Origin of the sequence: Kineosporia sp. NBRC 101731 (genome assembly GCF_030269305.1) — a bacterium.
Lineage (GTDB): Bacteria > Actinomycetota > Actinomycetes > Actinomycetales > Kineosporiaceae > Kineosporia.
Genome location: NZ_BSTC01000008.1, coordinates 187,999 through 210,528, shown reverse-complemented (window position 1 = coordinate 210,528; position 22,530 = coordinate 187,999). Strand labels below are relative to the sequence as shown.

Genomic DNA, 22,530 nt, shown 5'->3' with positions numbered 1-22,530 from the left:
TTGTCAAAATGTTGCGCCGTCACGGAACCGGCCCCAGAGTCGCGTGCGTGGCCAACCCTGACCGTCCTGCAGCCGACACGCGAAGCCCTTCCCTGGCCCGGACCGCGCTGACCATCGCCGCGCTCGGGGTCGTCTACGGGGACATCGGCACGAGCCCGATCTACACGCTCCAGACGATCTTCAGCCCCGACGACCCTCATCCGGTGCCGGCGACGCCGGACAACGTCCTCGGGGTGATCTCGCTGATCATCTGGTCGGTGACGCTGATCGTGACCCTGATGTACGTGCTCTTCGTGCTGCGGGCCGACAACGACGGCGAGGGCGGGATCCTCTCGCTCATCACACTGATCCGTCGTCAGGCGGTGCCGGGCTCCCGGCGGACCAAAGCGGTGCTGGCCGGCCTGGGCATCTTCGGCGCCTCGCTGTTCTTCGGCGACAGCGTGATCACCCCGGCCATCTCGGTCCTGTCCGCGGTCGAGGGCCTGGAGATCGTGAACCCCTCCCTGGCCAATCTGACCGTGCCGATCACCGCCGTGATCATCGTGGCGCTCTTCACCGCGCAGAAGTTCGGCACCGCCAAGGTCGGACGGCTCTTCGGCCCGGTGATGATCGCCTGGTTCCTCACCATCGGGATCGCCGGCCTGCGCGGAATCACGCAGAACCCGGAAGTGCTCAAGGCCCTCTCACCGACCTACGCGATCGGCTTCCTGTTCGGCCACTTCGGGATCGCGTTCTTCTCGATGGCCGCGGTGGTGCTGGCGATCACCGGCGCCGAGGCGCTGTTCGCCGACATGGGTCATTTCGGCCGGGCCGCCATCACCCGGGCCTGGCTGATCCTCGTCTTCCCGGCCGGCCTCCTCAACTACCTCGGCCAGGGTGCTCTCATCATCCAGAACCCGGCCAACCTGAGTAGCCCGTTCTTCCTGCTGGTACCGGAGTGGTTCCGTCTGCCCCTGGTCCTGCTGGCCACCGCGGCCACCGTGATCGCCTCCCAGGCCGTCATCACCGGCGCGTTCTCCGTCGCCCACCAGGCCGTCCAACTCGGGTATCTGCCCCGCCTGCGGATCACCCACACCTCGGACCAGGCGATCGGCCAGATCTACGTGCCGTGGATCAACTGGCTGCTGATGTTCTCGGTACTGACCCTGGTCTTCACCTTCCGGAGCTCGCAGCGGCTGGCCTACGCCTACGGGATGGCGGCCACCGGCACGATCACCATCACGACCATCCTGTTCTTCTACGTCGCCCGGAAGGGCTGGAACTGGCCGCGCTGGCTGGTCTTCGGCGCCGGTGGTGTCTTCTTCCTGCTCGACCTGCTGTTCCTGAGCGCGAACCTGACCAAGCTGGTGCACGGCGCCTGGCTGCCGCTCCTGATCGCCATCACCGCCTTCACCGTGATGACCACCTGGCAGCGTGGACGGGCACAGGTCACCAGCCGGCGGGAGGAGGAAGAGGGGTCGTTGCGGGAATTCGTCGACACCCTGCACACGCGGCAGCCGGAACCGGTACGGGTGCCGGGCACCGCCGTCTTCCTGAACCGTGGCAAGGACACGACACCCCTGGCGATGCGGGCGAACGTCGAGCACAACCACGTTCTGCACCAGCACGCGGTGATCGTCTCGATCCAGACCCGGCCGGTGCCGTACGTCCCACCCGCCGAACGGGTGGTACTCGACGAGCTCGGATACGCCGACGACGGCATCACCCACGTGACCGCCTGGTTCGGCTACATGGACGAACCTGATGTCCCCGCAGCGCTGGCCCTGATCTGCGGCACGGCTCCCGAGCTACCCGTCTCCCTGGGTGACGCCTCCTACTTCCTGTCCACCATCGACCTGGAGATCGGAGACGCGCCCGGGATGACCAGGTGGCGCAAGCGGCTGTTCCTGGCCACCTCCGGCATCACCGCCGACGCCGCCGACTACTTCCGCCTGCCCCGCGACCAGACGGTGATCATCGGATCGCGGATCGACGTCTAGCTAGCCCTTCAGTGCAGAGCCGGTCTCCAGCAAGGTCTTGAGACCGGCCAGCACTACGGGCCAGCCCTGTTCGACCATCTTCACCATGGTGCTGTCCGGTGCACCGGTGTGCACGAGACTCAGCTTCACCACGCCGCCGTCCTGCGGCTCGATCGTGAAAGTCGCCGTGGTCCGTGGGTCCTCGGCCAGTCGTAGCCGCCGGTCCTCGTCCCAGCCCATCGTGTCGACGAGCTCCGGGGTCAGACCGTGCCAGGTGTAGGCCAGGCGCTCGTAGGGCGAGGACTCCACCACCACCTGCTCCGGATCGGCGACCTCGAGCCCCTGGAAATCCCAGACGATCGGGCTGCCCTTCTTCCAGTCGGAGCGAAATTCCACTCCCCAGTACTGTTTCGTGAACTCCGGCTCGGTGATCGCCCGCCAGACCTTTTCCGGCGTCGAGCGGATGTACGTGACGTAGACGAACTCACTGTTCTCAGCCATGTTCTGCCCCTCCAGAGCCTGCTTGAGACCGGCCAGGACCTGCGCCCGGCCGCGGTCGTACTTCGACATCCACCGGTCAGCAATGGCATTGATCGGCTCGGCATTCAGGTGATGCAGCAGCTCACGCCCTTGCCGCAGCGTGGTGACCACATTCGCCGCCTCGAGCACCGCCAGGTGCTTGCTCACGGACTGCCGGGACATGCCCAGCCCCACACAGAGTTGCTTGAGACTCTGCCCGTTCTCCTCGGCCAGCCGGTCGAGCAACGCCCGCCGGGTGGGATCGGCCAGCGCCCGGAACACCTCGTCGTCCATCGCTCCCCTTCAACAATAGGCAGCCTAGAGGTTGCCTATCAAACAGGCAACCCCCTGGTTGCCCATGGGGTCCGGAACGGGGACTTTTCGGTGACGGGGCGCTACTCGCCTGACTCTTCGACCGCCGGCGCACTGGTCACGCACGGGGTGGGTGTAGGACTCGGCGTGGTGGTGGGAGTTGGCGTGGGGGTCGGGGTGGCGGTGCCCGTCGCTGTGGGTGTGGGTGAGGTCGTGCAGCTGTCGGTGGGCGTGGGGGACGCCGGGGGCTTCACGGTGGGCGTGGGCGACGTGGTCGGCACCACCGTGGTGGTCGGCGTGGGGGTGGGCGCGACCGTCTTCGTCGGCGTGGGCCTGGTGGTGGGCGTGACCGTGGTCGTCGGCTTGGGGGTCTTGGTGGGGGTCGGCTTGCCGGTCTTCGTGGGCTTGCTCGTGGTGGTGGGCTTGCTGGTCTTCGTCGGCTTGGCCGTCTTCGTCGGGGTGGTGTGCTTCGGCGGCTGGGGCAGTGCGGGCGGCGGGCCCGGAGCGGTGCCCGGCGGGTCGGTGTCCTCACCGGTGGGCCTGGGCGTCGGCGTGTCGGCCGGGGCGTCGGGCACGGTCTGCTCCTCGCCCGTGCGATAGGCCGTGGCCAGCGAGAGCACCAGCGAGACGTAGCTGTTGCTGCGGTTGTATCGGTACACGGCCGCCGCCTGACCGGCCCGGGTGTCGAGGCTCGAACTGCCCGCACAGAGGTATTTTCCGGTGGCGAGCGCTGCATTGTCGATGTCCTGCGGGTTGCCCTGGCCGTACGCCTTCCAGGTGCCGGGCAGGAACTGCATCGGTCCGACCGCGCGGTCGACGGAGGAGTCGCCGTCGTACGCGCCGTTGTCGGTGTCACCGATGCGGGCGGTGCCCGGGGTAGACCCGTCGAGGCGGATACCGAGAATGGGCGGCGTGATCAGGCCGGCCTGGGTGATGCCGGACCCGCCGTACCGGCCGTGGTTGCTCTCCACGCGTCCGATGCCGGCGATGAGCGCCCAGTCGATCTTGCAGGTGGGGTCGGAGACGGCCAGTTGCGCGGCCGCCGACCGATAGGCCTGATAAGCCCGCGCCGGGATGCCCGAGGAGGTCAGGGCGGTGGTCTTGGAGATGCCGTAGGCGCCGCCCGACGTCGAGGACGGGGTCGGGGTGGTGCTCGTGGTCGGGAACGAGTCGAACGGCCAGGCCGTGGCACTGGCCGTGGGCAGTAACGGGCCGCTGGTGCCGGAAACCGTGGGGAGCAGGGCAGACGTGCCCGAGGGAGTGGCCGGCGTGTCGTCGGCCAGGGTTCTGGGCTGCGCGGCCGTCGACCCGGACATCATGAAGACCACGGTGACCCCGAGCAGAAAGGCCGTCACTGCGGCAGCCCGGCGCAGCGCCGTGGCGCCACCCCGGACGAACCGTGCCGAATCGGTCCATCGCACCCCCCGACCTTAAACAGAAATAGTCGCGATGGCAGCCCCGTTGACCGAAAGGCATCCTGATTCACAGGTTGTTGCCCCTGCGAAAGGAACTGTCCATGCGCGCCACCTGGAACGGCACCGTGATCGCCGAGTCGGACGACATCGTCGAGGTCGAGGGCAATCCCTACTTCCCGGCCTCGTCGCTGCGGCAGGACCTGTTCAGCGAGAGCAGCACCACCAGTGTCTGCCCGTGGAAGGGCACGGCGTCGTACTACTCGGTCACGGTCGACGGCACCGAGAACACCGATGCCGCCTGGTACTACCCGGCGCCGAAAGAGGCCGCCGCGCAGATCAAGGACCGGGTCGCGTTCTGGAAGGGTGTCACCTTCAGCGATTGAGATCGGGGGCCGGGCTCACCAGCCCGCTCTGGTAGGCAGCCACCACGAGCTGGGCCCGGTCCCGTGCGCCGACCTTCGTCATCGCTCGGTTCACATGTGTTTTCGCGGTGAGCGGGCTGACGAAGAGCCGTTCGGCGATCTCATCGTTGGAAAGGCCCAGCGCAACCAGCGTGGCCACTTCCCGCTCACGCTCGGTGAGAGCCGAGAACTGTTCCGGGGTAGGCGGGTTCACGCTGCTCGGCTGCGCCAGGAACTCGGTGATCAGGCCCCGGGTGGCGCGCGGCGACAGCAGCGCGTCACCGGTGGCCACCGTACGGATGGCAGCGAGCAGCTCTTCCGCCTCCACCCCCTTGCCGACGAACCCGCTGGCGCCGGCCCGGAGCGCGGCGAGCACGTACTCGTCGATCTCGAAGGTGGTCACGACCAGCACCTTCACCCCGGCCAGGTCGTCATCGGCACAGATCAGCCGGGTGGCCTCGAGACCGTCGAGGTCGGGCATCCGGATGTCCATCACCACCACGTCGGCGCGGGTGGACCGCGCCAGGTCGACGGCCTGCCGGCCGGTGCCGGCCTCGCCCACCACCTCCAGGTCGGACGCGGAGTCGATCAGGACCCGGAAACCGGCGCGGATCAGTGCCTGGTCGTCGGCGAGCAGCACTCGGGTCATCTGGTTCGTCATCACATTTCTCTCAGGCGGTGCCCCGGCTCGGCTCCCGCTGGCCGAGGCCACCGGGCCGGACGGGGATCTTGCAGGAAACAGCAGCCTTGTCCGGCGGGGGCATCGGGGGGATCGGCACCGGGGCCTTCTTCTCCTTCTCCGCCCGCACCGGCAGCCGGGCCCGCACCCGCCAGGTGCCGTCGGGCTCCGGCGCGGCCCGCAGGCTGCCGCCCACCGCCAGGGCCCGCTCGCGCATCCCGATGAGGCCGTACCCACCCGTCAGCGAACTGTCGTCGGTGGCCGGCCGGGCCTCGACGCCGTTCGCGTTGACGATGTCGATCATCACGGCGTCACCGGTGAACCGGACATCGAGCTTGGCCGAGCCGAGGCCGTGCTTGTGGGCGTTGGTCAGGCCCTCCTGCGCCAGGCGGTAGGCCACCAGGTCGACCGCCGGGGGCAGTGGACGACGTTCGCCCCGGATGGTCCAGGTGACCCTGAGCCCGGAGGACTCGAACGAGTGGATGAGCGCGGGCAGGTCGTTCACACCGGCGGCCGGCTCGATCGGGGTCTTCGTGTCACCCGGCTGCCGCAGTACGTTGAGCAGGCCGGTCAGCTCGTCGAGCACGGTACGACTGGAGCGCCGTACGTGGGTGAGCGCCTCGGCCGCCTCTTCCGGTTTGTCCTTCACCAGATGCTCGGCCACCGATGCCTGCACGTGGATGACGGCGATGTGGTGGGCGACCACATCGTGCAGTTCCTGGGCGATGCGCAGCCGTTCCTCGGCGACCCGGCGGCCGGCCTCCTCCTCACGGGTGTGCTCGGCCCGGTGGGCCCGTTCCTCGATCGCCGCCACGTAAGCCTTCTTGCTCTGGACCGCCTCGCCCATCGCGGCGAAGAACCCCAGCCAGACCAGGGTGCCGATCTGGTTGGCCTGGAACACCTCACCGGAGCCGATCGACTGACTGACCACGATCACCGCGCTGGTCAGACCCCACCAGATCACCGTGACCCGGCGGTTTCCCCGGGCCGCCACGACCGACAGCGCGGCCGCGGGCGCCAGCAGCGCGGGGGTGTCCAGACCGTTGAGGTGCCAGACCAGGGCCGCGCACCCCGCGGCGGTGCAGCAGAGCACGGTCTGGGGCCGGGCCGTGCGCAGCACCAGCACCGAGAAGATCGCCGCCTCGGCCAGCAGCACCCCGGCCGTGTGCAGCTCCGGGTGCTCGGTCATCTTGAACCCGGCCACCACACTGAACGCGAAGAGCAGCAAGGCCAGAAGGCCGTCGGACACCCAGGGACGGACCCGGGGGTGGCCGACGGCCTTCGGCATGATCTTCAGGGGAAGTCCCATCTCAGAACTGTAGGCGGATCAGGCGGTCAGCGGGACACCAGTTCGGCGGCCGGGGGCTCGTCCGCGGTCGCGTCGGGCAGGGGCTCGTCGGCCGGGTCGACCGACAGGTGCGGCAGGATCCGGTCGAGCCAGCCCGGCAGCCACCAGTTGGCATCACCGAGACCGTGCATGACGGCCGGCACCAGGACCGTCCGGATCAGGAAGGCGTCGATCGCGACGGCCGCGGCCAGGCCGACGCCGAACTCCGCGATGACCCGCTGACCCTCGAGGATGAAGGCCGCGAACACGAAGATCATGATCAGCGCCGCCGCCGTGATCACCCGTCCGGTCTCGGCCTGTCCGACCGTCACCGCCCGGGCGTTGTCGCGGCTGTGCTGCCATTCCTCGTGCATGCGGCTGACCAGGAACACCTGGTAGTCCATCGACAGGCCGAACAGGATGGCCAGCATGATCACCGGCAGGAAGGCCTCGACCGGGCCGCCCGGCCCGGCCCCGATGGCCGAGGAGCCCCAGCCCCACTGGAACACCGCCACCAGCACGCCGAACGAGGCAGCCGCGGCAATCAGGTTCATCACCGCCGCGGTCAGGGACACCACGACACTGCGGAAGGCCAGGAGCAGCAGCAGACAGCCCAGGGCCACGATCACACCGATGAACAACGGCAGCTTGCCGGTGAGTACGTCGGCGAAGTCGTCGAAGATCGCGGTCGCGCCGCCCACGTACACCTGCATCGAGGTGCCGCTCTCGGCCGGAGGGATCACGTCCTTGCGCAGGTGCTGGATCAGCTCACTGGTCTTCGCGTCCTGCGGTGAGGTCGTCGGGACGACCTGGATCAGGCCGAGCGTGGCCCCGGGCTGCACCGGCACGGCAGCCACCGCGGCAACACCGGGGGTTTCCTGGATCGTGGCGGCCAGCGCGGTGAGTGCCTTCGCGTCGGAGTCGTTGCCCAGTTCGGCGACCAGCAGCAGCGGGCCGTTCGAACCCGGGCCGAAACCATCGGCGAGCAGGTCGTAGGCCTGACGGGTGGTGCTGTCCGACGGGTCGTTACCGGCGTCGGACGACCCCAGGCGCAGCGACAGCGTGGGCAGCGACAGCACCACGATCAACGCGGTGGCAACCAGCCCGAAGAGCACCTTCCGATGCTCGATGGTCTTCGCCCAGCGACCCCAGAATCCCTGTCGAGCATGACTTTCCGAAGGACCGTGTTCAGCCAGGGCGCGCCGCTCACGACGGCTGAGCAGGCGCACTCCGAGCATACCGAGGGCAGCGGGCAGCAGGGTGATCGCGGCCGCGACGGTGGCCAGCACCGTGACGGCGGCGCCGATTCCCATGCCGGCCAGGAAGTTGACGTTCAGCACGAGCAGGCCGAGCAGAGCGATCACCACCGTGCCACCGGCGAAAAGCACTGCACGACCGGAGGTGTTCAGCGCCCGGATGGCCGCGTCCTCGGGCTGCAGACCGGACTTCAGGCCGCTGCGGTAACGGGTGACGATGAAGAGCGCGTAGTCGATACCCACGCCCAGACCGATCAGCGCGGCCAGGGTGGGCGCGATCGAGGAGAGCGACATGGCGTGCGAGAGCTGGCCGATGGAAAGGATTCCCACGCCGACGCCGAACAGCGCGACCATGATCGGCATCAGACTGGCGAACAGCGAGCCGAAGGTGATGAAGAGGATGACCGCGGCCGCGATCACCCCGAAGACCTCACTGCCGCCCGGCGGTTCCTGGGTGGCGTTCTGAATCACCTGGCCGCCGAGTTCGACCTGCACGCCGTCACCGTCGATCGCCTGGGCGGTGTCGATGACCTTCTCGACGTCCTCCACCGGGATGTCCGCCGTCAAGGCGTCGAACTGCACGGTGGCGAAGGCGATCGTGCCGTCCTGGCTGACCTGTGTGGCCCCGGCCTCGTCGTAAGGACCGGTCACCCCGGACACGTGCGGCAGCCCGGAGACCTCGGCGAGCATCGCCGACACCCGCTGCTGGACCCCGGCGTCGGAGATCTTGCCGTTCTCGGCGTGGACGACGATCTGGCCGGTGTCACCGGCCTGTGCGGGGCTGGCCTGCTCCAGGAGATCCAGCGCCTTGGAGGATTCCGTTCCGGGCAGGCTGAACTCGTCGGAGTACGCGGTGCCGCGTGACGCGTTGGCGGCCCCCAGGCCGACGAGCAGCGTGATCCATAGCGCGAGAACGACGTACCGGTGCTGATAGCACCATCGGGCGAGTGCGGACATGGCGGATGAGTCCCCTCCGGGCGGGATGACCGGTTTTGAATTCCTGCGAACGCGGGCAACGGTGCCCACCCCTAGAAGGATCGTGATCTTGGGTCCCGGGCACATCGTCCAGCCATCGACACCTGGAGCTACTACGGGCGCGGTACTTCCCTGAGTCGCGCAGTAGGGGTCACAGGGCAGCCTTGTGACGATCCAGGTGGGTGGCCCGTTCCGCCCGCGCCCGGGGAGCACCAGACTCGACAGCGTGACCATGACCCACCTGCCCCCTCGGCCGGCCATCCGGCCGACCCGGCCCCGACCAACGGAAAACCTCACTCTGGTCGAGGCGATCGCGCCGAACTGGTTCGCCGCCGTGATGGGTACGGGAATCATCGCCACGGCCGCCGTCGCGCTGCCCCGAGGCCTGTCCACGACCCCGGGCGTGCGCGATTTCGCGGTCGGGGCCTGGCTTCTGGCCACCACGATGCTGGTACTGATGACCGGCGCCTTCGCCGCGCAATGGATCTCGCACCGGGATCGGGCCCGGTCGCACCACCGGCACCCGGTCGTCGCGCACTTCTACGGTGCACCGCCGATGGCTCTGCTCACGGTGGGTGCGGGAACGCTGCTCGTGGGTGAGGACGTGATCGGCGCGCACGCGGCGGTGACCGTCGCGTGGACCCTCTGGCTGATCGGCACGGCGCTGGGTCTGGCGAGCGCCCTCGCCGTGCCCTACTGGCACATCACCGGCGCTCTGGGTGATGATTCCCGCCGTCCGGACGCCGCGTTCGGCGGCTGGCTGATGCCGGTCGTGCCGCCCATGGTCTCCGCCGCGACCGGGGCCGCGCTGCTGCCGCACGTGCCCGCGGGCCAGCCGAGGCTCACCCTGTTGCTGACGCTGTACGGCCTGTTCGGGATCAGCCTGATCGCCTCGGGCCTGGTCGTCACGCAGCTGTGGGGCCGCCTGCTGCGGCACGGCCTGCCCCCGGCGAAACTGGTTCCGACACTGTGGATCGTGCTCGGACCGCTGGGTCAGTCGGTGACGGCGGCGAACGCCGTCGGCCGGCGCGCCGATCTGGCCGTCACCGATCCGCTCGCCACGGCCCTGCGCACCCTCGGCGCGGTCTACGGACTTCCGGTGCTGGGCTTCGCCCTGTTGTGGGCCGTCCTCTCCCTGACCCTGACCCTGCGCACCGCGCGGACCGCACCGGGTCTGCCGTTCGCCCCGACCTGGTGGGCCTTCACCTTCCCGGTGGGCACCTGTGTGACCGGGGCCGCGGGTCTGGCCTCGGCCACCGGTGCGCAGGCCCTGGAGTGGCTGGCCGTGGCCCTGTTCACCGGTCTTCTCACCGGCTGGATCGTCGCCGCGGCCGGCAGCCTGAACGCTTGGCGCACCGCCCGGCACCCCGTCGCACCGGCCTGGGCCTACACGATCTGACCCACCGACGGGGGACGATGAGGGCAACACCTGCGCCCGAGCTGAACAACCGGCAATGACGGTGAAATCCAGACCCGTGCTCCGTAACGCCGTGTTCATGGCCTGCCCGTACCGTCGGAACTTCGGCAGCAGGCTCCGGCGAGCCCAACGGTGTGACGGAGGGGAAGTTCAGGCGTATGAGTACAGCCCGCACGCGTGACGGTCAGCTGCACATCCCGACGATCGACCTGGCCACGTTCCGTGACGGCCTGGCGGCCGATCGCGCCCTGGTGGCCGCGGAACTGGACCGGGCCGCGTCCACCGTCGGGTTCGTCCAGGTGGTCGGGCACGACATCCCGGCCGCGGTGGAGACCGGAATGGTCTCCGCGATGGACAGCTTCTTCGGCCTGCCGATGTGGCAGAAGAAGGCCCTGCGCCCGGCGTCACCGGAGTTCAACCGCGGGTACACCCCGCCGCGGGCCGAGCGCCTCAGCCTGAGCCTGGGCGTCGACTCCCCCGCCGATCTGTTCGAGTCGTTCAACGTCGGCCGCAGCTCCGAGGACTTCCCCGGCCTGGGCCTGGACGATCTCCAGTACGCACCGAACCTGTGGCCGCTGCGCCCGGAGAGCTTCGAGCCGAGTGTGATGATCTGGTTCGCCGAGGCCGCCCGGGTCGCCCGCGAGGTGACCTCGGTGATGGCCGTGGCGCTCGGGCTGGACGATGACTTCTTCGCGGGCTATCAGGACCATGCCCTGGAAGTACTGCGTCTGAACAACTACTGCGTCCCGGCCGACGAAAAGCTGCTGTCGCAGGACCAGGTCGGCATGGGAGCCCATACCGACCACGGCATCGTCACCGTGCTGTGGGCCGACCCGGAGATCAGAGGCCTGCAGATCCTCGACCAAGACGGCACCTGGCACGACGTGATGCCCACCGCCGGTGCACTTCTGGTGAATCTGGGCGATCTGGCAGCCCACTGGACCAACGACCGCTGGGTCTCCCCGCTCCACCGCGTGCTGCCGCCCACCGACGACGAAGGCCATCTGGTACGCCGCCGCTCGGCTGCCTTCTTCCACGACGGCAACGCCGATGCAGTGATCTCCGTGCTACCCGGCTGCGCCGACGAGGGGAAACCCGCGCACTACGAGGCCGTCACCGTGGCCGAACATCTCGCCGCACAACAGAACGACTCCCGGGGACTGGCCGTCAAACCCAGCCCGAGCCGGGATGCCGCACCGCTCCTGGGCGTCAACCCCTAAGCCCTAGGCCGCTGCCCGGTACTGGGTGCTCATCAGAAGGGCGAAGACCTCGTCGCGCCACGAGCGGGAGCCGGACGGGTACCCGCGCATCTGCTCCCAGTACTCGTCGATCGCCTCCCGGGCAGCGGCAGACAGGCGGGTTCCGGTGGGCTCATCGAGCTGATCGCCGAAAGCGGCGACTCCTTCGGCGATTCCGAGGAGACGTTCGAGCAGGGCGGCAGAGGGGTTCATGTCCACGGCATCGGCAAACGGGTGACCCCGCTTGACCGTCGTGGGCTACCCGATATCGATCTTGCCCTGCACCCGGCGGCCGATCTCGGTGAGCTGGGACAACTGCTCCGGCGTCAGCTGATCGATCAGCATCTCGCGCACGGCTCGCACATGCCCCGGGGCGCTGGCCGCGAGCTTGGCCCGACCGGCATCGGTCAGCTCGGCGTTCATGCCCCGCCGGTCTTCCTCGCACTCCACGCGGCGGACCCATCCGGCCTGCTCGGCCCGGGTGACCGCGCGGGTGACGCCGCTCCGGGTGGAGAGGGTGAGATCGGCCAGCTCACGCATCCGCAGGCGGCCACCCGGCGCCTCGTCGAGGCGGACCAGGATGTCGTAGTCGGTGAGCGTCAGGTCGGACTCGGCCGCCAGCTGCCGGTCGAGCGCCGCGAAAAGCATGCGGGTGCTGTCCAGATAGGCCCGCCAGGCGGACTGCTCGGCCTCGTTCAGCCAGGCCCCACGGTCTGGGGCGTCGTTCTCATCCACCCGGTCCAGCCTACCGTGATTGGTTGACGACGCAACGACCTCGGTGGCACCATGGTACTTGTCGGTGCAACGACTACGCGCGCATCGTGTCTTCCCCCCGAGACACGGCGCTGCGACTGCACCGGCTCGGTAAGTACAGCTTGCCGTCCTGCCTGAATCCCCCTCCGAGGCAGGACGGCAAGCGCTTTTGGCACTCGATGCCCGCAGACGACGGAGCCCCGGGACCTGAGGGTCCCGGGGCTCCGCCGTCGTACGTCAGTGCTTGAAGGCGTCCTTGACGTGCTCGCCGGCCTGCTTGAAGTCCGCAGAGGTCTGGTCGGCGCGGCCCTCGGTCTCGAGACGCTCGTCGTCCTTGCCCTTGCCGACGGCTTCCTTCACCTTGCCGACGACGCTCTGGCCAGTGTTCTTGATCTTGTCGGTGGCGCTCATGGCGGCCCTCCCGTCGCATCGGTATCCGTTGTCCGGATGCCCTCACTCTTCCTCGGTACGGCCAGGTCCGCATTTCGGGGCGCACCCCCGACCCCAACCCCTCAGTGGAAAGCCAGGGTTTCCATTTTGCGAAGCTCGAGTTTAAATATTTTCATGAGTGACGAACTAGAAGCGATTCTCAGGAGCGTCGCCTCGGGGGAAATGAGTCCCGAGGCGGCCATGAAGGCCATGGACGAGCAGAAGGCGAGCGGCGCATCCGTGCCAAGTCAGCCGGGTCAGCCGGGTCAGCCGGGTCAGCCGGTGGCGCCCTCGTTCGGCCGCCCGGCGGGTCAGGCCGGTGGCACGCCCCCCATCACCGGCACGATCGACACCGTGCGGGTGCTCGGCTCGTACCGGGCCGTCCAGGTCGTGGCCGACCCGACCGTGGCCCAGCTCTACGTGAGCGGTCCGCACCGCATCAACCAGGAGGGCACCACCCTCGTCGTCTCGGGCACCGGCCCGCTGGACGAGCGGGCCAACCGCCAGGGCGGCAACCTGCTGGGTGGCTTCAGCTTCAGCGATCTGCCCAAGACCCTCACCTGGGCGCGGTCGTGGAAGGAGCATCAGCTGCTGGTGCGGGTGAATCCCGCGCTGCTGGTCGAGCTGGAGGCCACCGGCGCCGAGGTGAAGCTGAACGGCCTGGTCGGAGGGCTGAAGGCGCGCGTGGTGGCGAGCTCGCTCAAGGCCGACAAGTTGCGCGGCCGGCTCGATGTCGAGGCGATGTCGTCGTCGGTGAAGCTCAGCGCCGTGCCGCTGGGCGAGTCCCGGTTCTACGCCGAGTCCTCGTCCGCCCGGCTCACCCTGCTGGAGGGCAGCGACCTGCGGATCTCCGGGACCAACCGGATGGGCCGGCTGCAACTTCCCGACCAGCCGGTCAGCACCCTGCCCCTGGACGACCAGATCACGCAGTCCATGGTCGGTAACGGGCGCGATCTGCTGAAGATCGACGCGGTGATGAGTTCGGTGACGGTCGGGGCCCAGATCTGGGACGAGGTGCCCCTGTGAGCCGCGGTCCCCTGGCCGGGGGATCCCGGGAGTACCGGGCCCCTCAGCAGTGCCCGGTCTGCAGCGAGGATCTCCACGTCACCCAGCTCGGCTGCGACGCCTGTGGCACGGGCATCAGCGGGCACTTCCACCAGTGCGACTTCTGCGCGCTCGAGGAGTCGGAACTCGACGTGCTGCGGGTCTTTCTCGCCTCCCGCGGCAACATGAAGGAGCTCGAGCGCCATCTCGGGGTCAGCTACCCCACCGCGCGGGCCCGGTTCGACGACCTTCTGACGAAGCTCGGTCTGCGGCCCACCGCACCCACCGCACCCACCGCACCGGCCACTGCGGCGAGCGCGACGGAACGTGACGCTTCTGCGGCCCCGGACGAGGCGGCCAGACTGGCCACCCTGCGGGCCCTGGCAACGGGGGAACTGGGCGTGGACGACGCCCGCACGATCCTCGGACAGTGATCAGGCGCCCTCGCACCGGCCCTCGACGTCGACAAATCAGCTCGTCAACGGGGGTTTTCCGAGTGCGGGGGTGCACCTGTCAGTGACCGGTGAACACCGGCAGAATGCTCGCTCGGCGGCGCGATACCCGCCCGGCCTCCTGATTCAACGGGTGCCGGGAGGTGTGTCACATCACGCGGCGACCGTGACCCACGGTCGCCGAGTCGTTCGTACCGGCCGGCCATCGCGATGGTGGCCGGACAGACGGAAACCGCGCGCCGACAGATGTCGAGCGAGTACACGGCCGGTGTTCTCGGGCCACCGGAGGGGATGTCCCGCCGGCACGGGCCGTGTACTCGCTGGTCTGTCTTTCTGGCCGGTCAGACGTTCGCGACGGGTCGGCATCGCGGGCTCACTGGGTCTGCGAGAGATCCGTGGTGGTGCCGTCCGTGGTGGTGCCGTCCTGCGTGGCGGTGCCGTCCTGGCTCTGGCCGAACTGCTGGGTGCCGGTCCCGCCTTGCGTCCCGGTGCCCCCCTGAGTCCCGGTGCCCCCCTGAGTCCCGGTGCCCCCCTGAGTCCCGGTGCCCCCCTGAGTGCCGCCCTGACCGAACGGCTGGGTGCCCTGCTGGGACTGACCCCCGAAGCCACCCTGACCGCCGAAACCGCCCTGTCCACCGAAACCGCCCTGTCCACCGAAACCGCCCTGTCCACCGAAACCGGTCTGGCCGCCGGTGCTGCTGGACGACGAAGCGCCCCGGTCGTGACCGACCACATAGCCGGTCGCGAAACCGACACCGAGAAGCAGGACACCACCGATGACCGCAGCGGCCACCGGCGTCTTCAATTTGTCGGTGAACGCACCCGAACGACCACCGGCCACCGGCGCGCCACCGAGCTGGTCCGGCGGTACCTCGAAGGTCAGTGGCGGCTGCTGGACGTACGGCTGTCCCGGCGCGACCGCCGAACCACCGTTCAGGCCGACGGCCTGCCCCTGGACCGGGGACTGGACCGGGGACTGGACCGGGGACTGAACCGGTGTCTGAACCGGTGCCGGACCGGATGCCGCAGGCCCGGACGCCACCGGCTGACCGACCGGTGCAGGCTGCGGCGACGCCCACATCGGGGCGGCCTGTGTCTCGTTCTCGTTCTGGGCAGGGGCCGGGTGGTTGTTCACCGGCGCCGCGGTCGTCGTGTGCCCCTGGTTGTCTGCCATGTGTTCAGAGTTGGTGGCCGGGATGAGCGAACCCCGCATCCGGGCTGTGAACCAGCTATGAGATGCACAGCTTCGCCTCCGGGCGGAAAACAGCGAGCCGGTGGCCTGATGGCCACCGGCTCGCTGTCCCCTCCTGAGGAATTCCTATTTCACCTCGCGCCGAGAGGTCAGAACACCCCCGGCCACCAGGGGCACAACCATCCAGAGCAGGCACGTCAGGAGCACCTTCGCCCAGTCCTCACCACTGATCGGGTCGGTGGCGTTGAGCACCTCCAGCGTCGACTGGGGGTTCACCCACTCGATCGGGGTCTGGAGGGCGGAGAACAGCGAGAGCAGGGAGAACGCGATCGGCAGGGCGAAGAAGCTGACGATCGCGACCGGGGTGCTGGAGAACAGCAGGCCGAACCCGACACCGATGGCGAAGTAGATCGCGACGTACAGCAGCAGGGTGCCGATGGACGTGGCGGTGTGGTCCCAGGGATCGTCACCACTGCTGATCGCGGTGGCCACGGCGGCGACGACCAGCGTGATCGCCACGGTGACCACGGCCAGGGCCACGGCGGCCAGCAGTTTCGCGACGATCACCCGGCCGCGCTGCGGAACCAGGGTGAATGTGGTGAGGGCGGTGCGCTGGCTCCACTCGCTGGTGACGGTCATGATCCCGACCACCGGGCCGAAGATCGTGATGGGGAACGAGGCCAGACCGGTGTAGTTCACCCAGCTGCCCTCGTCCGAGCCCCAGATCGCCATCGCGCCGATCACCAGGATCACCAGCCCGGCGGTGATGATCAGCAGCCAGCGCCCGGCCCGGGTGTCGGACATCTTGCGCAGCTCGATCCGGGTCAGCGTGAGCATCCCCGGCGTGCTGATCTTCGTGGACCCGGTGGCGCCGGGAGCGGCCCAGGCGGGAAGGGCGGAGTGCTGTGCGGTCGGGGCGCTCATCGCGCGACCTCCATCGGGGCAGCGGACGGATTGACGGCACCGGCCGGGGCGGCGGTACTGGCGGTGGCGGTGAGCTGGAGGAACAGGGCTTCCAGGCCGGCGCCGTCGGCGGGGCGCAGTTCGGTCAGCACCGCACCGGTCGCGGCGGCCGTACGACCGATCACGAGCGGTTCGGCGTCGGTGAGGAACGCGCCGTCCGCGGTCGGGGTGATGGTGACCCCGGCACGCCGCAGGGCGTCGGCCAGGGCCTCCGGCTCCAGGGCGCGCACCAGGGTGCCCGCACCGGCCAGCAGTTCCTGCTTACTGCCGTCGGCCGCGATCCGGCCGCTGCCGATCACCACCAGATGGTCTGCGACCGCTTCGATCTCGTGCAGCAGGTGGGACGACAGCAGCACCGTTCCGCCGCGGTCGGCGAACTCGCGCAGCAGACCGCGCATCCAGAAGATGCCCTCGGGGTCGAGGCCGTTGGCCGGCTCGTCGAGCACCAGGGTGGACGGGTTGCCGAGCAGGGCGTGAGCCAGGCCGAGACGCTGGCGCATACCCAGGGAGTAGTTGCCGACCCGCTTGTCGGCGGCCTTCTTGTCCAGGCCCACCAGGTCGAGCACCTGGCCGGCGCGCTCGCGCGGCAGACCGAGCACCATCGTGCCGAGGGTGAGCACCTCGCGGCCGGTACGGCCGGCGTGCTGAGCGGAAGCGTCCAGGAGCACGCCCACTGCACGCCCGGGGTTGGGGAGGTCCCGGTACGGGACGCCGTCGATCAGCGCGCGCCCGCCGGTCGCCGGGGTGAGGCCGCACAGAATCCGCATCGTGGTCGATTTTCCGGCGCCGTTCGGGCCGAGAAAACCAGTCACTGTGCCGGTCTCGCACCGGAAGGACACGTCGGCGACAGCGGTCTGGGTGCCGTATCGCTTCGTCAGGTTCTCGATCTCGATCACGGGAACAACTCTGCCGTCCCGGGCCGGCCGACCGCGTCCGTCTTCGGACCGATCAGTCATCACCTGAGGATGACCCCCAGGTAGACGAAAGTAGGTGGTCGGTTCGCCCTGGGGCGATGGTGGCCGCCCGATCGGGTTGCCTACGGTGGCCTGGTGAGCACGGGCGGACGATGGTTCTCGGGCTGGATCCCGGCGGAGCTGGACGAGGGTGTGCGCGCCCGCGAGCTGCGGCGTTCCCCCCGTGACTGGGCGGTGGACACCGTCCTGTTCCTGATCTGCCTGGGGATGGGCCTGCTGCTGGCCGTGGCCGGTACCGAGCCCACTCCCCCGCCGTCGCGGATCCTGATGGTGGCCGACGGGCTGTTCGGTATCCCCTGCGTCGTGCTGATCTGGTGGCGCCGTCGCTGGCCGGTCCGGCTCGGGCTGCTGATGGCCGTGCTCTCCACCTTCTCCTCGATCGCCGCGGTACCGGCCCAGGTGCTGTTGTTCACCGTGGCCGTGCGCCGTCCGCTGCGTCACGTCGCCCTGCTGGCGGTGATCAACCTGGCCGCCGGGGTCGTCTACGTCGTCGTCCGGCCCGACCTGAACACCGAGCCGGTGACCAGCCTCGTCGTGGCTGTCCTGCTGATCGGCGCAGTGGTGGCCTGGGGCCTGTTCGCCCGGGCCCGCTACCAGCTGATCCTCTCGCTGCGCGATCGGGCCGAGCGGGCCGAGAGTGAGCGGAACCTGTTGCTGCAGCAGGCCCGCCAGTCCGAGCGCACCCGTATCGCCCGGGAGATGCACGACGTGCTCGGCCACCGGATCTCGCTGATCACCCTGCACGCCGGGGCCCTGGAGTTCCGCGCCGACAAGGCCGGGCCGGAGGTGGCCGAGTCCGCCGCGGTGATCCGGGCCAGCGCGCACCAGGCGCTCCAGGACCTGCGCGAGGTGATCGGCGTACTGCGGGCCGGGGACACGGAAGACTCCCCGGCCCGGCCGCAACCCACCCTGTGTGACATCCCCGACCTGGTGGCGGAGTCCCGGGCGGCGGGCATGCATGTCACCCTCACGCTCGACGGTGATCAGGGCGCGCCCGAGCTGATCGGCCGCACGGTGTACCGGATCGTTCAGGAGGGCCTGACGAATGCCCGGAAACACGCACCCCACACCGCCGTCACCGTGTCGGTGGCCGGTGGTCCGGGCCGGGGCATCGACGTGAGCGTGCTGAACCGGTCCCCGCTGGCACCGCCCGACGTACTACCGGGAGCCGGGCAGGGACTGGTCGGGCTGGCCGAACGGATCAGCCTGACCGAGGGACGCCTGGAGCACGGCCGCGTCTCGTCCGGCGACTTCCGGCTCACCGCCTGGTTGCCCTGGTCGGTCCCCGACGAGGAAGGTGGTCCGGGTGACACCTGAGAAGACCCGCGTGCTGATCGTGGACGACGACGCACTGGTGCGGGCCGCGCTGCGGATGATGCTCTCCGGCAGCGACGAGGTGGAGGTGGCCGGGGAGGCCGACGACGGGTCCCAGGTGCTCGCGGCGGTGCGGGAGACCCGGCCCGACGTGGTGCTCATGGACATCCGGATGCCCCGGGTCGACGGCCTGGCCGCCACCGAGCAGCTGATGCGACAGCCCTCACCCCCGCAGGTCATCGTGCTGACCACGTTCGACGCCGACGAGTACGTGCTGCGGGCGTTGCGCGCCGGGGCCGGCGGCTTCCTGCTGAAAGACACGCCCCCGGCCGATCTGGTGCGCGGCATCCGCACGGTGGCGGCCGGCGACGCGATGCTCTCCCCCGCCATCACCCGTCGCCTCATCGAGCACGTCGGTGCGCCGTTGCCGCAGGCGCCCTCGCGCCGCGAGGAGGCCCGGGCCCGGCTGGAACCCCTGAGCCCTCGCGAGCGCGATGTCGCCGTCGCGGTGGGACGGGGCGGGTCGAACGCGGAGATCGGCGATGAGCTCTACATGAGTGTTGCCACGGTGAAAGCGCATGTCTCACGGGTGATGACGAAGCTCGGGGTGACGAACCGCGTGCAGATAGCGATCCTGGCCCACGACGCGGAGCTGGGCTGAAAAACCCTGTTCGTGATCATGCAAAACCTCCCCGGAGTTCTAGAACTGTCGCCGCAAGAGTTCTAGAACACTGGGGAGGTTTTGCATGATCACGGAAGGTTTGGGGCGTCGCTGAAGGCTTGGGGCGTCGCTGAAGGTTTGGGGCGTCACGGAAGGTTTGGGGCGTCACGGAAGGCTTGAGGCGTCACGGAAGGTTGGGGGCGGCCTTCGGGGTTGCGAAGGCCTTCACCACGTTGCGGGTGACCAGGGCCGCGACCTGCTGGGCGCGGGCGTCGGCCTTGATCCGGCGGCCGGTCGCGTCGGTGCAGGCGCCGCTCACGGTGCAGGCCCAGGCCTGCGTTCCGGCAGTGAAAACGCCTGCTCCGGAAGGCTTCTCGCGATAGGTGGTGGCCTGGGTCTGACCGCAGGCAAGGTCGGCGGAGGCCGCCACGGACGCGTCCGACGGGACGGCGACCCGGTCGAGCCGCCCGGACACCAGACGCCGCAACACCTCGCCGTTCCGCACCGATCCACCCTCGAAGCCCCACCAGGTGGGGTCGGCCACGGTGAGTGCGGTGGCCCAGTTGGCCCGGCAGGTGGCCACCGAGCCGGTGAGTTGGGAGGACGCCGCGGTCGCCGCGGCCGCGACAGTGAAAGTTCGCGGGGCGGTGGAATTACGGACGACGTTGACCTCGGCGGAGCCGGCCCCGAAGAACGCGAGGTTGGTACCGGCGTCGACGGCCTTGCGCACCGAGGTACGCATCTGCGCGGTCCAGTACCGGCTGTCCCCGTCGACCAGCAGGGCTGTGGCGCCGTCGATCAGGCCGGGTGCGGCGGCCAGGTCGGCATCGGTCAGGTAGACGACATCGGTTCCGGTGCGCTCGATCTGCGCGATCAGCCCGGCATCGGCCACCAGCCCGCCACCACCGTCGCCGGTGACCAGCGGGCGGTCGAGGGTGACGGTGCGGCCCTTGCCGACCGAACTCTTACGCCCGGTCGCGGCCCAGGTCATCGGTGAGGTCAGCACGACCACCCGGCCCGCGGCCCCGGAACGGGCGGAGGTGACGGTGAGCGGCACGTAACGACTGGCCCCGCCCAGGTCGAGGCGGATCAGGTAAGTGCCCTCGGGCCAGCCGGTGGTGTCGATCGAGGAGGTCGAGGTCCAGTTCGCCGCTGTACCGGTCTGCGCGGTGGCCGGGAACGTGCTCTCCCACACCTGGCGGGCGCCCGCCCCGCCGTACCAGCCGAGCCGATAGGCCCGGGCGTGGGTGGCGCCGTTGCCCCGCAGGAACAGGGACACCTTCTCGCCGGGGGCCGCGGAGGTCGCCCCGGCGTACGCGGTGAGCCCTTGCGCCGCGGCCCGGGTGGTGCCGATACGCCAGGTGCGCGTGCCGGTCTTGGCGTTCTCTGCCGCGACGGCCCCGGAGGCCTGACTGACCAGCCCACCCCGCACCGACTGGGCGTCGGTGGACGCTGGTACGCCCCCGTCACCGGCACTGAAAAGCCCGGCCAGGCCGCCCAGGGCGGCGAGGGCGGTCACGGCGAGCACACGCGGGGACGGCACGAAGACTGATTCTGGCGGGATTCCGGCGTCCGGTGCTAATCCGCGAGCTCATTCGGCCGCCGGCCCGCGCGAGACGGAGGCGAGTCACCCCTTTCACACGCGCTCCAGACCTTGTGCAACCTACGGGGTCGTAGGTTACGGTTACGTAAGTAAAGAACGTGGATCAGCCGACCTACACCCAGCGACAGGGGTCTTCCGTGACCGCATCGACCAGCGCGGCCGACGCCGGCGACATGAACACCTCCGTGGCCGAGGCCGGCCCCACCTCCGACCCGGACCAGCGCGCCCCCCGCCGGCAGCAACTGCCCCTGACCTACGGGCGCAAGAGCAACGTCGAGATCGCCTTCCTCTGGTTCTTCGTCGTCGCTCCCCTCGTAGCGGTCGCCGCAGCGATCCCGGTGGCCTGGATCGGCGGCTGGCTGGGCTGGACCGACGTGGTGCTGTTCACGGTGATGTACCTGTTCACCGGCCTGGGTGTGACCGTCGGCTTCCACCGCTACCTGACCCACGGCTCGTTCAAGGCCAAGCGGCCCATGCGCATCCTGCTCACGGTCGCGGGCACGATGGCGATCGAGGGTGCGCCGATCCGCTGGGTCGCCGACCACCGCCGCCATCACCAGTTCTCCGACGACGAGGACGACCCGCACTCTCCCTGGCGCTTCGGCGAGACCGTGCCGGCTCTGGCCAAGGGCATGGTCTGGGCTCACATGGGCTGGCTGTTCACCCGGGAGAACTCCAACTCGCGCCGGTTCGCCCCCGACCTGGTGGCCGACAAGGACATCCGCTTCATCCAGAAGAACTTCGTCTTCTTCCTGCTGGCCAGCCTGTTCGGCCCCGCGATCATCGGCGGTCTGGTGAGCCAGTCGTGGCACGGCTTCATCACCGCGTACTTCTGGGCCGGGCTGGTGCGCATCGCCCTGATCCACCACGTCACCTGGGCTGTGAACTCGGTCTGTCACGTGATGGGCGAACGGCCCTTCAAGACCACCCTGAAGGACCGCGCCTCGAACGTGTGGCTGCTGGCCATCCCGAGCTTCGGCGAGTCGTGGCACAACCTGCACCACGCCGACCCGACCTGCGCCCGGCACGGTGTCGACCCCGGCCAATGGGACATCTCGGCGCGGCTGATCTGGCTGTTCGAGAAGGCCGGCTGGGTCTGGAACGTGAAATGGCCCAAGGAGAACCGGATCGAGGCCAAGCGGATCGAGCAACCCGCCTGAGCCGACCAGAAACGATTGAGGACGCACCACACGAGTCGTGTGGTGCGTCCTCAATTTTGGTTGAGGATGGCTGGATGGACATCGCCGAGGCCCTGAAGTTCTGCCAGGACAACCACAACGCCGTGCTCACCACCCTGAAGAAAGACGGCGCCCCGCAGATGTCACCGGTGACGGTGGGCGTGTCGGGCGACGGGACCCAGGTGGTGATCAGTACCCGCGAGCCCGCGATGAAGGTCAAGCACCTGCAGCGCGACGCCCGGGCCTGGCTGGCCGTGTTCACCGACGAGTTCTACGGCCCGTGGGTGCAGATCGCCGGACCGGCCGACGTGGTCACGCTGCCCGCCGCGCTGCCCCTGCTCGAGGACTACTACCGGAGCATCTCCGGGGAACACCCGGACTGGGACGACTACCGCGCGGCGATGCAGCGTGAACGCCGTTGCCTGATCCGGATCACGCCGACCGAGGTGGGGCCGACGATCTCCGGCTGA

22 protein-coding genes are annotated in these 22,530 nt (G+C 69.3%); 10 read left to right on the top strand and 12 right to left on the bottom strand.

The features are described from left to right. Positions 1-8 precede the first annotated feature (8 nt). On the top strand, positions 9-1,979 hold the full coding sequence (locus tag QSK05_RS22635; protein ID WP_502879805.1) for a potassium transporter Kup: 1,971 nt from the start codon (positions 9-11) through the stop codon (positions 1,977-1,979). Here QSK05_RS22635 and QSK05_RS22630 read toward each other — a convergent pair whose 3' ends face one another. Both QSK05_RS22630 and QSK05_RS22625 read right to left on the bottom strand, forming a co-directional pair. Continuing rightward, the gene (locus QSK05_RS22630) at positions 1,980-2,771 is read right to left on the bottom strand and encodes an ArsR/SmtB family transcription factor (RefSeq protein ID WP_285599291.1); all 792 of its coding nucleotides are present in this window, start codon (positions 2,769-2,771) and stop codon (positions 1,980-1,982) included. It abuts the gene before it with no gap. A gap of 101 nt (positions 2,772-2,872) precedes the next feature. Next, complete coding sequence (locus tag QSK05_RS22625) at positions 2,873-4,210, bottom strand: lysozyme family protein (RefSeq protein ID WP_285599290.1); 1,338 nt, start codon at positions 4,208-4,210, stop codon at positions 2,873-2,875. Between the two features lie 95 nt (positions 4,211-4,305). Between QSK05_RS22625 and QSK05_RS22620 the strand changes: the two genes are divergently transcribed. Continuing rightward, on the top strand, positions 4,306-4,587 hold the full coding sequence (locus QSK05_RS22620; RefSeq protein WP_285599289.1) for a DUF427 domain-containing protein: 282 nt from the start codon (positions 4,306-4,308) through the stop codon (positions 4,585-4,587). Here the strand turns inward: QSK05_RS22620 and QSK05_RS22615 are convergent. Genes QSK05_RS22615 through QSK05_RS22605 form a run of 3 tightly spaced genes read right to left on the bottom strand, consistent with a single transcriptional unit; the run spans position 4,577 to position 8,824 of the window. Then, a complete protein-coding gene (locus tag QSK05_RS22615) occupies positions 4,577-5,266 on the bottom strand; it encodes a response regulator transcription factor (RefSeq protein WP_231484084.1) in 690 nt (229 codons plus the stop codon). The genes QSK05_RS22620 and QSK05_RS22615 overlap by 11 nt on opposite strands. 10 nt (positions 5,267-5,276) lie before the next feature. Further along, positions 5,277-6,593 carry a sensor histidine kinase gene (locus tag QSK05_RS22610; protein ID WP_285599288.1) on the bottom strand — a complete coding sequence of 439 codons (1,317 nt, stop codon included), beginning with the start codon at positions 6,591-6,593 and terminating at the stop codon, positions 5,277-5,279. 26 nt (positions 6,594-6,619) lie between these two features. After that, the gene (locus QSK05_RS22605; protein ID WP_285599287.1) at positions 6,620-8,824 is read right to left on the bottom strand and encodes an MMPL family transporter; all 2,205 of its coding nucleotides are present in this window, start codon (positions 8,822-8,824) and stop codon (positions 6,620-6,622) included. Between the two features lie 250 nt (positions 8,825-9,074). Between QSK05_RS22605 and QSK05_RS22600 the strand changes: the two genes are divergently transcribed. Continuing rightward, positions 9,075-10,241 carry a TDT family transporter gene (locus QSK05_RS22600; protein WP_285599418.1) on the top strand — a complete coding sequence of 389 codons (1,167 nt, stop codon included), beginning with the start codon at positions 9,075-9,077 and terminating at the stop codon, positions 10,239-10,241. Between the two features lie 176 nt (positions 10,242-10,417). Beyond that, on the top strand, positions 10,418-11,479 hold the full coding sequence (locus QSK05_RS22595; protein WP_285599286.1) for an isopenicillin N synthase family dioxygenase: 1,062 nt from the start codon (positions 10,418-10,420) through the stop codon (positions 11,477-11,479). Between the two features lie 3 nt (positions 11,480-11,482). Here QSK05_RS22595 and QSK05_RS22590 read toward each other — a convergent pair whose 3' ends face one another. The 3 genes from QSK05_RS22590 to QSK05_RS22580 all read right to left on the bottom strand — a co-directional run bounded on the left by QSK05_RS22590 (position 11,483) and on the right by QSK05_RS22580 (position 12,661). After that, positions 11,483-11,710, bottom strand: a complete 228-nt coding sequence (locus QSK05_RS22590) for a hypothetical protein (protein ID WP_285599285.1) — start codon at positions 11,708-11,710, stop codon at positions 11,483-11,485. Positions 11,711-11,755: 45 nt separating this feature from the next. Further along, positions 11,756-12,232 (bottom strand): MarR family winged helix-turn-helix transcriptional regulator, encoded by a 477-nt coding sequence (locus QSK05_RS22585; RefSeq protein ID WP_285599284.1) that lies wholly within the window; start codon positions 12,230-12,232, stop codon positions 11,756-11,758. A gap of 255 nt (positions 12,233-12,487) precedes the next feature. Further along, on the bottom strand, positions 12,488-12,661 hold the full coding sequence (locus QSK05_RS22580) for a CsbD family protein (RefSeq protein ID WP_285599283.1): 174 nt from the start codon (positions 12,659-12,661) through the stop codon (positions 12,488-12,490). A 153-nt stretch (positions 12,662-12,814) separates the two neighbouring features. On the opposite strand from QSK05_RS22580, the gene QSK05_RS22575 reads away from it, so the two are divergent. Further along, the gene (locus tag QSK05_RS22575; RefSeq protein ID WP_285599282.1) at positions 12,815-13,705 is read left to right on the top strand and encodes a DUF4097 family beta strand repeat-containing protein; all 891 of its coding nucleotides are present in this window, start codon (positions 12,815-12,817) and stop codon (positions 13,703-13,705) included. Beyond that, on the top strand, positions 13,702-14,157 hold the full coding sequence (locus QSK05_RS22570) for a DUF2089 domain-containing protein (RefSeq protein WP_285599281.1): 456 nt from the start codon (positions 13,702-13,704) through the stop codon (positions 14,155-14,157). Before QSK05_RS22575 ends, QSK05_RS22570 begins: the two co-directional genes overlap by 4 nt. Before the next feature lie 391 nt (positions 14,158-14,548). On the opposite strand, the gene QSK05_RS22565 is transcribed toward QSK05_RS22570, so the two are convergent. The 3 genes from QSK05_RS22565 to QSK05_RS22555 form a co-directional block, all read right to left on the bottom strand. Then, on the bottom strand, positions 14,549-15,349 hold the full coding sequence (locus QSK05_RS22565; protein ID WP_285599280.1) for a RodZ family helix-turn-helix domain-containing protein: 801 nt from the start codon (positions 15,347-15,349) through the stop codon (positions 14,549-14,551). Between the two features lie 144 nt (positions 15,350-15,493). Then, entirely contained in the window at positions 15,494-16,291 is a 798-nt protein-coding gene (locus tag QSK05_RS22560) for an ABC transporter permease (RefSeq protein ID WP_285599279.1), read from the bottom strand. Then, positions 16,288-17,226 (bottom strand): ATP-binding cassette domain-containing protein, encoded by a 939-nt coding sequence (locus QSK05_RS22555; protein WP_285599278.1) that lies wholly within the window; start codon positions 17,224-17,226, stop codon positions 16,288-16,290. Before QSK05_RS22555 ends, QSK05_RS22560 begins: the two co-directional genes overlap by 4 nt. Positions 17,227-17,379: 153 nt before the next feature. Between QSK05_RS22555 and QSK05_RS22550 the strand changes: the two genes are divergently transcribed. Continuing rightward, entirely contained in the window at positions 17,380-18,621 is a 1,242-nt protein-coding gene (locus QSK05_RS22550) for a sensor histidine kinase (RefSeq protein ID WP_285599277.1), read from the top strand. Then, a complete protein-coding gene (locus QSK05_RS22545; protein ID WP_502879804.1) occupies positions 18,602-19,279 on the top strand; it encodes a response regulator transcription factor in 678 nt (225 codons plus the stop codon). Before QSK05_RS22550 ends, QSK05_RS22545 begins: the two co-directional genes overlap by 20 nt. 184 nt (positions 19,280-19,463) lie before the next feature. Here the strand turns inward: QSK05_RS22545 and QSK05_RS22540 are convergent, their stop codons facing one another. Beyond that, on the bottom strand, positions 19,464-20,822 hold the full coding sequence (locus tag QSK05_RS22540; RefSeq protein WP_285599275.1) for a N,N-dimethylformamidase beta subunit family domain-containing protein: 1,359 nt from the start codon (positions 20,820-20,822) through the stop codon (positions 19,464-19,466). 233 nt (positions 20,823-21,055) lie between these two features. On the opposite strand from QSK05_RS22540, the gene QSK05_RS22535 reads away from it, so the two are divergent. Both QSK05_RS22535 and QSK05_RS22530 read left to right on the top strand, forming a co-directional pair. Next, positions 21,056-22,042 carry an acyl-CoA desaturase gene (locus QSK05_RS22535; RefSeq protein ID WP_502879815.1) on the top strand — a complete coding sequence of 329 codons (987 nt, stop codon included), beginning with the start codon at positions 21,056-21,058 and terminating at the stop codon, positions 22,040-22,042. 74 nt (positions 22,043-22,116) lie between these two features. Further along, on the top strand, positions 22,117-22,530 hold the full coding sequence (locus tag QSK05_RS22530) for a PPOX class F420-dependent oxidoreductase (RefSeq protein WP_285599273.1): 414 nt from the start codon (positions 22,117-22,119) through the stop codon (positions 22,528-22,530).

Bases quoted from the DNA above. Each gene is read 5' to 3' on its own strand.
- QSK05_RS22620 (WP_285599289.1), top strand. From the start codon at position 4,306: ATGCGCGCCACCTGGAACGGCACCGTGATCGCCGAGTCGGACGACATC.
- QSK05_RS22535 (WP_502879815.1), top strand. From the start codon at position 21,056: ATGAACACCTCCGTGGCCGAGGCCGGCCCCACCTCCGACCCGGACCAG.
- QSK05_RS22565 (WP_285599280.1), bottom strand. From the start codon at position 15,349: ATGGCAGACAACCAGGGGCACACGACGACCGCGGCGCCGGTGAACAAC.
- QSK05_RS22610 (WP_285599288.1), bottom strand. From the start codon at position 6,593: ATGGGACTTCCCCTGAAGATCATGCCGAAGGCCGTCGGCCACCCCCGG.
- QSK05_RS22560 (WP_285599279.1), bottom strand. From the start codon at position 16,291: ATGAGCGCCCCGACCGCACAGCACTCCGCCCTTCCCGCCTGGGCCGCT.
- QSK05_RS22615 (WP_231484084.1), bottom strand. From the start codon at position 5,266: ATGACGAACCAGATGACCCGAGTGCTGCTCGCCGACGACCAGGCACTG.
- QSK05_RS22530 (WP_285599273.1), top strand. From the start codon at position 22,117: ATGGACATCGCCGAGGCCCTGAAGTTCTGCCAGGACAACCACAACGCC.
- QSK05_RS22580 (WP_285599283.1), bottom strand. From the start codon at position 12,661: ATGAGCGCCACCGACAAGATCAAGAACACTGGCCAGAGCGTCGTCGGC.
- QSK05_RS22605 (WP_285599287.1), bottom strand. From the start codon at position 8,824: ATGTCCGCACTCGCCCGATGGTGCTATCAGCACCGGTACGTCGTTCTC.
- QSK05_RS22590 (WP_285599285.1), bottom strand. From the start codon at position 11,710: ATGAACCCCTCTGCCGCCCTGCTCGAACGTCTCCTCGGAATCGCCGAA.
- QSK05_RS22600 (WP_285599418.1), top strand. From the start codon at position 9,075: ATGACCCACCTGCCCCCTCGGCCGGCCATCCGGCCGACCCGGCCCCGA.
- QSK05_RS22575 (WP_285599282.1), top strand. From the start codon at position 12,815: ATGAGTGACGAACTAGAAGCGATTCTCAGGAGCGTCGCCTCGGGGGAA.
- QSK05_RS22595 (WP_285599286.1), top strand. From the start codon at position 10,418: ATGAGTACAGCCCGCACGCGTGACGGTCAGCTGCACATCCCGACGATC.
- QSK05_RS22630 (WP_285599291.1), bottom strand. From the start codon at position 2,771: ATGGACGACGAGGTGTTCCGGGCGCTGGCCGATCCCACCCGGCGGGCG.
- QSK05_RS22635 (WP_502879805.1), top strand. From the start codon at position 9: ATGTTGCGCCGTCACGGAACCGGCCCCAGAGTCGCGTGCGTGGCCAAC.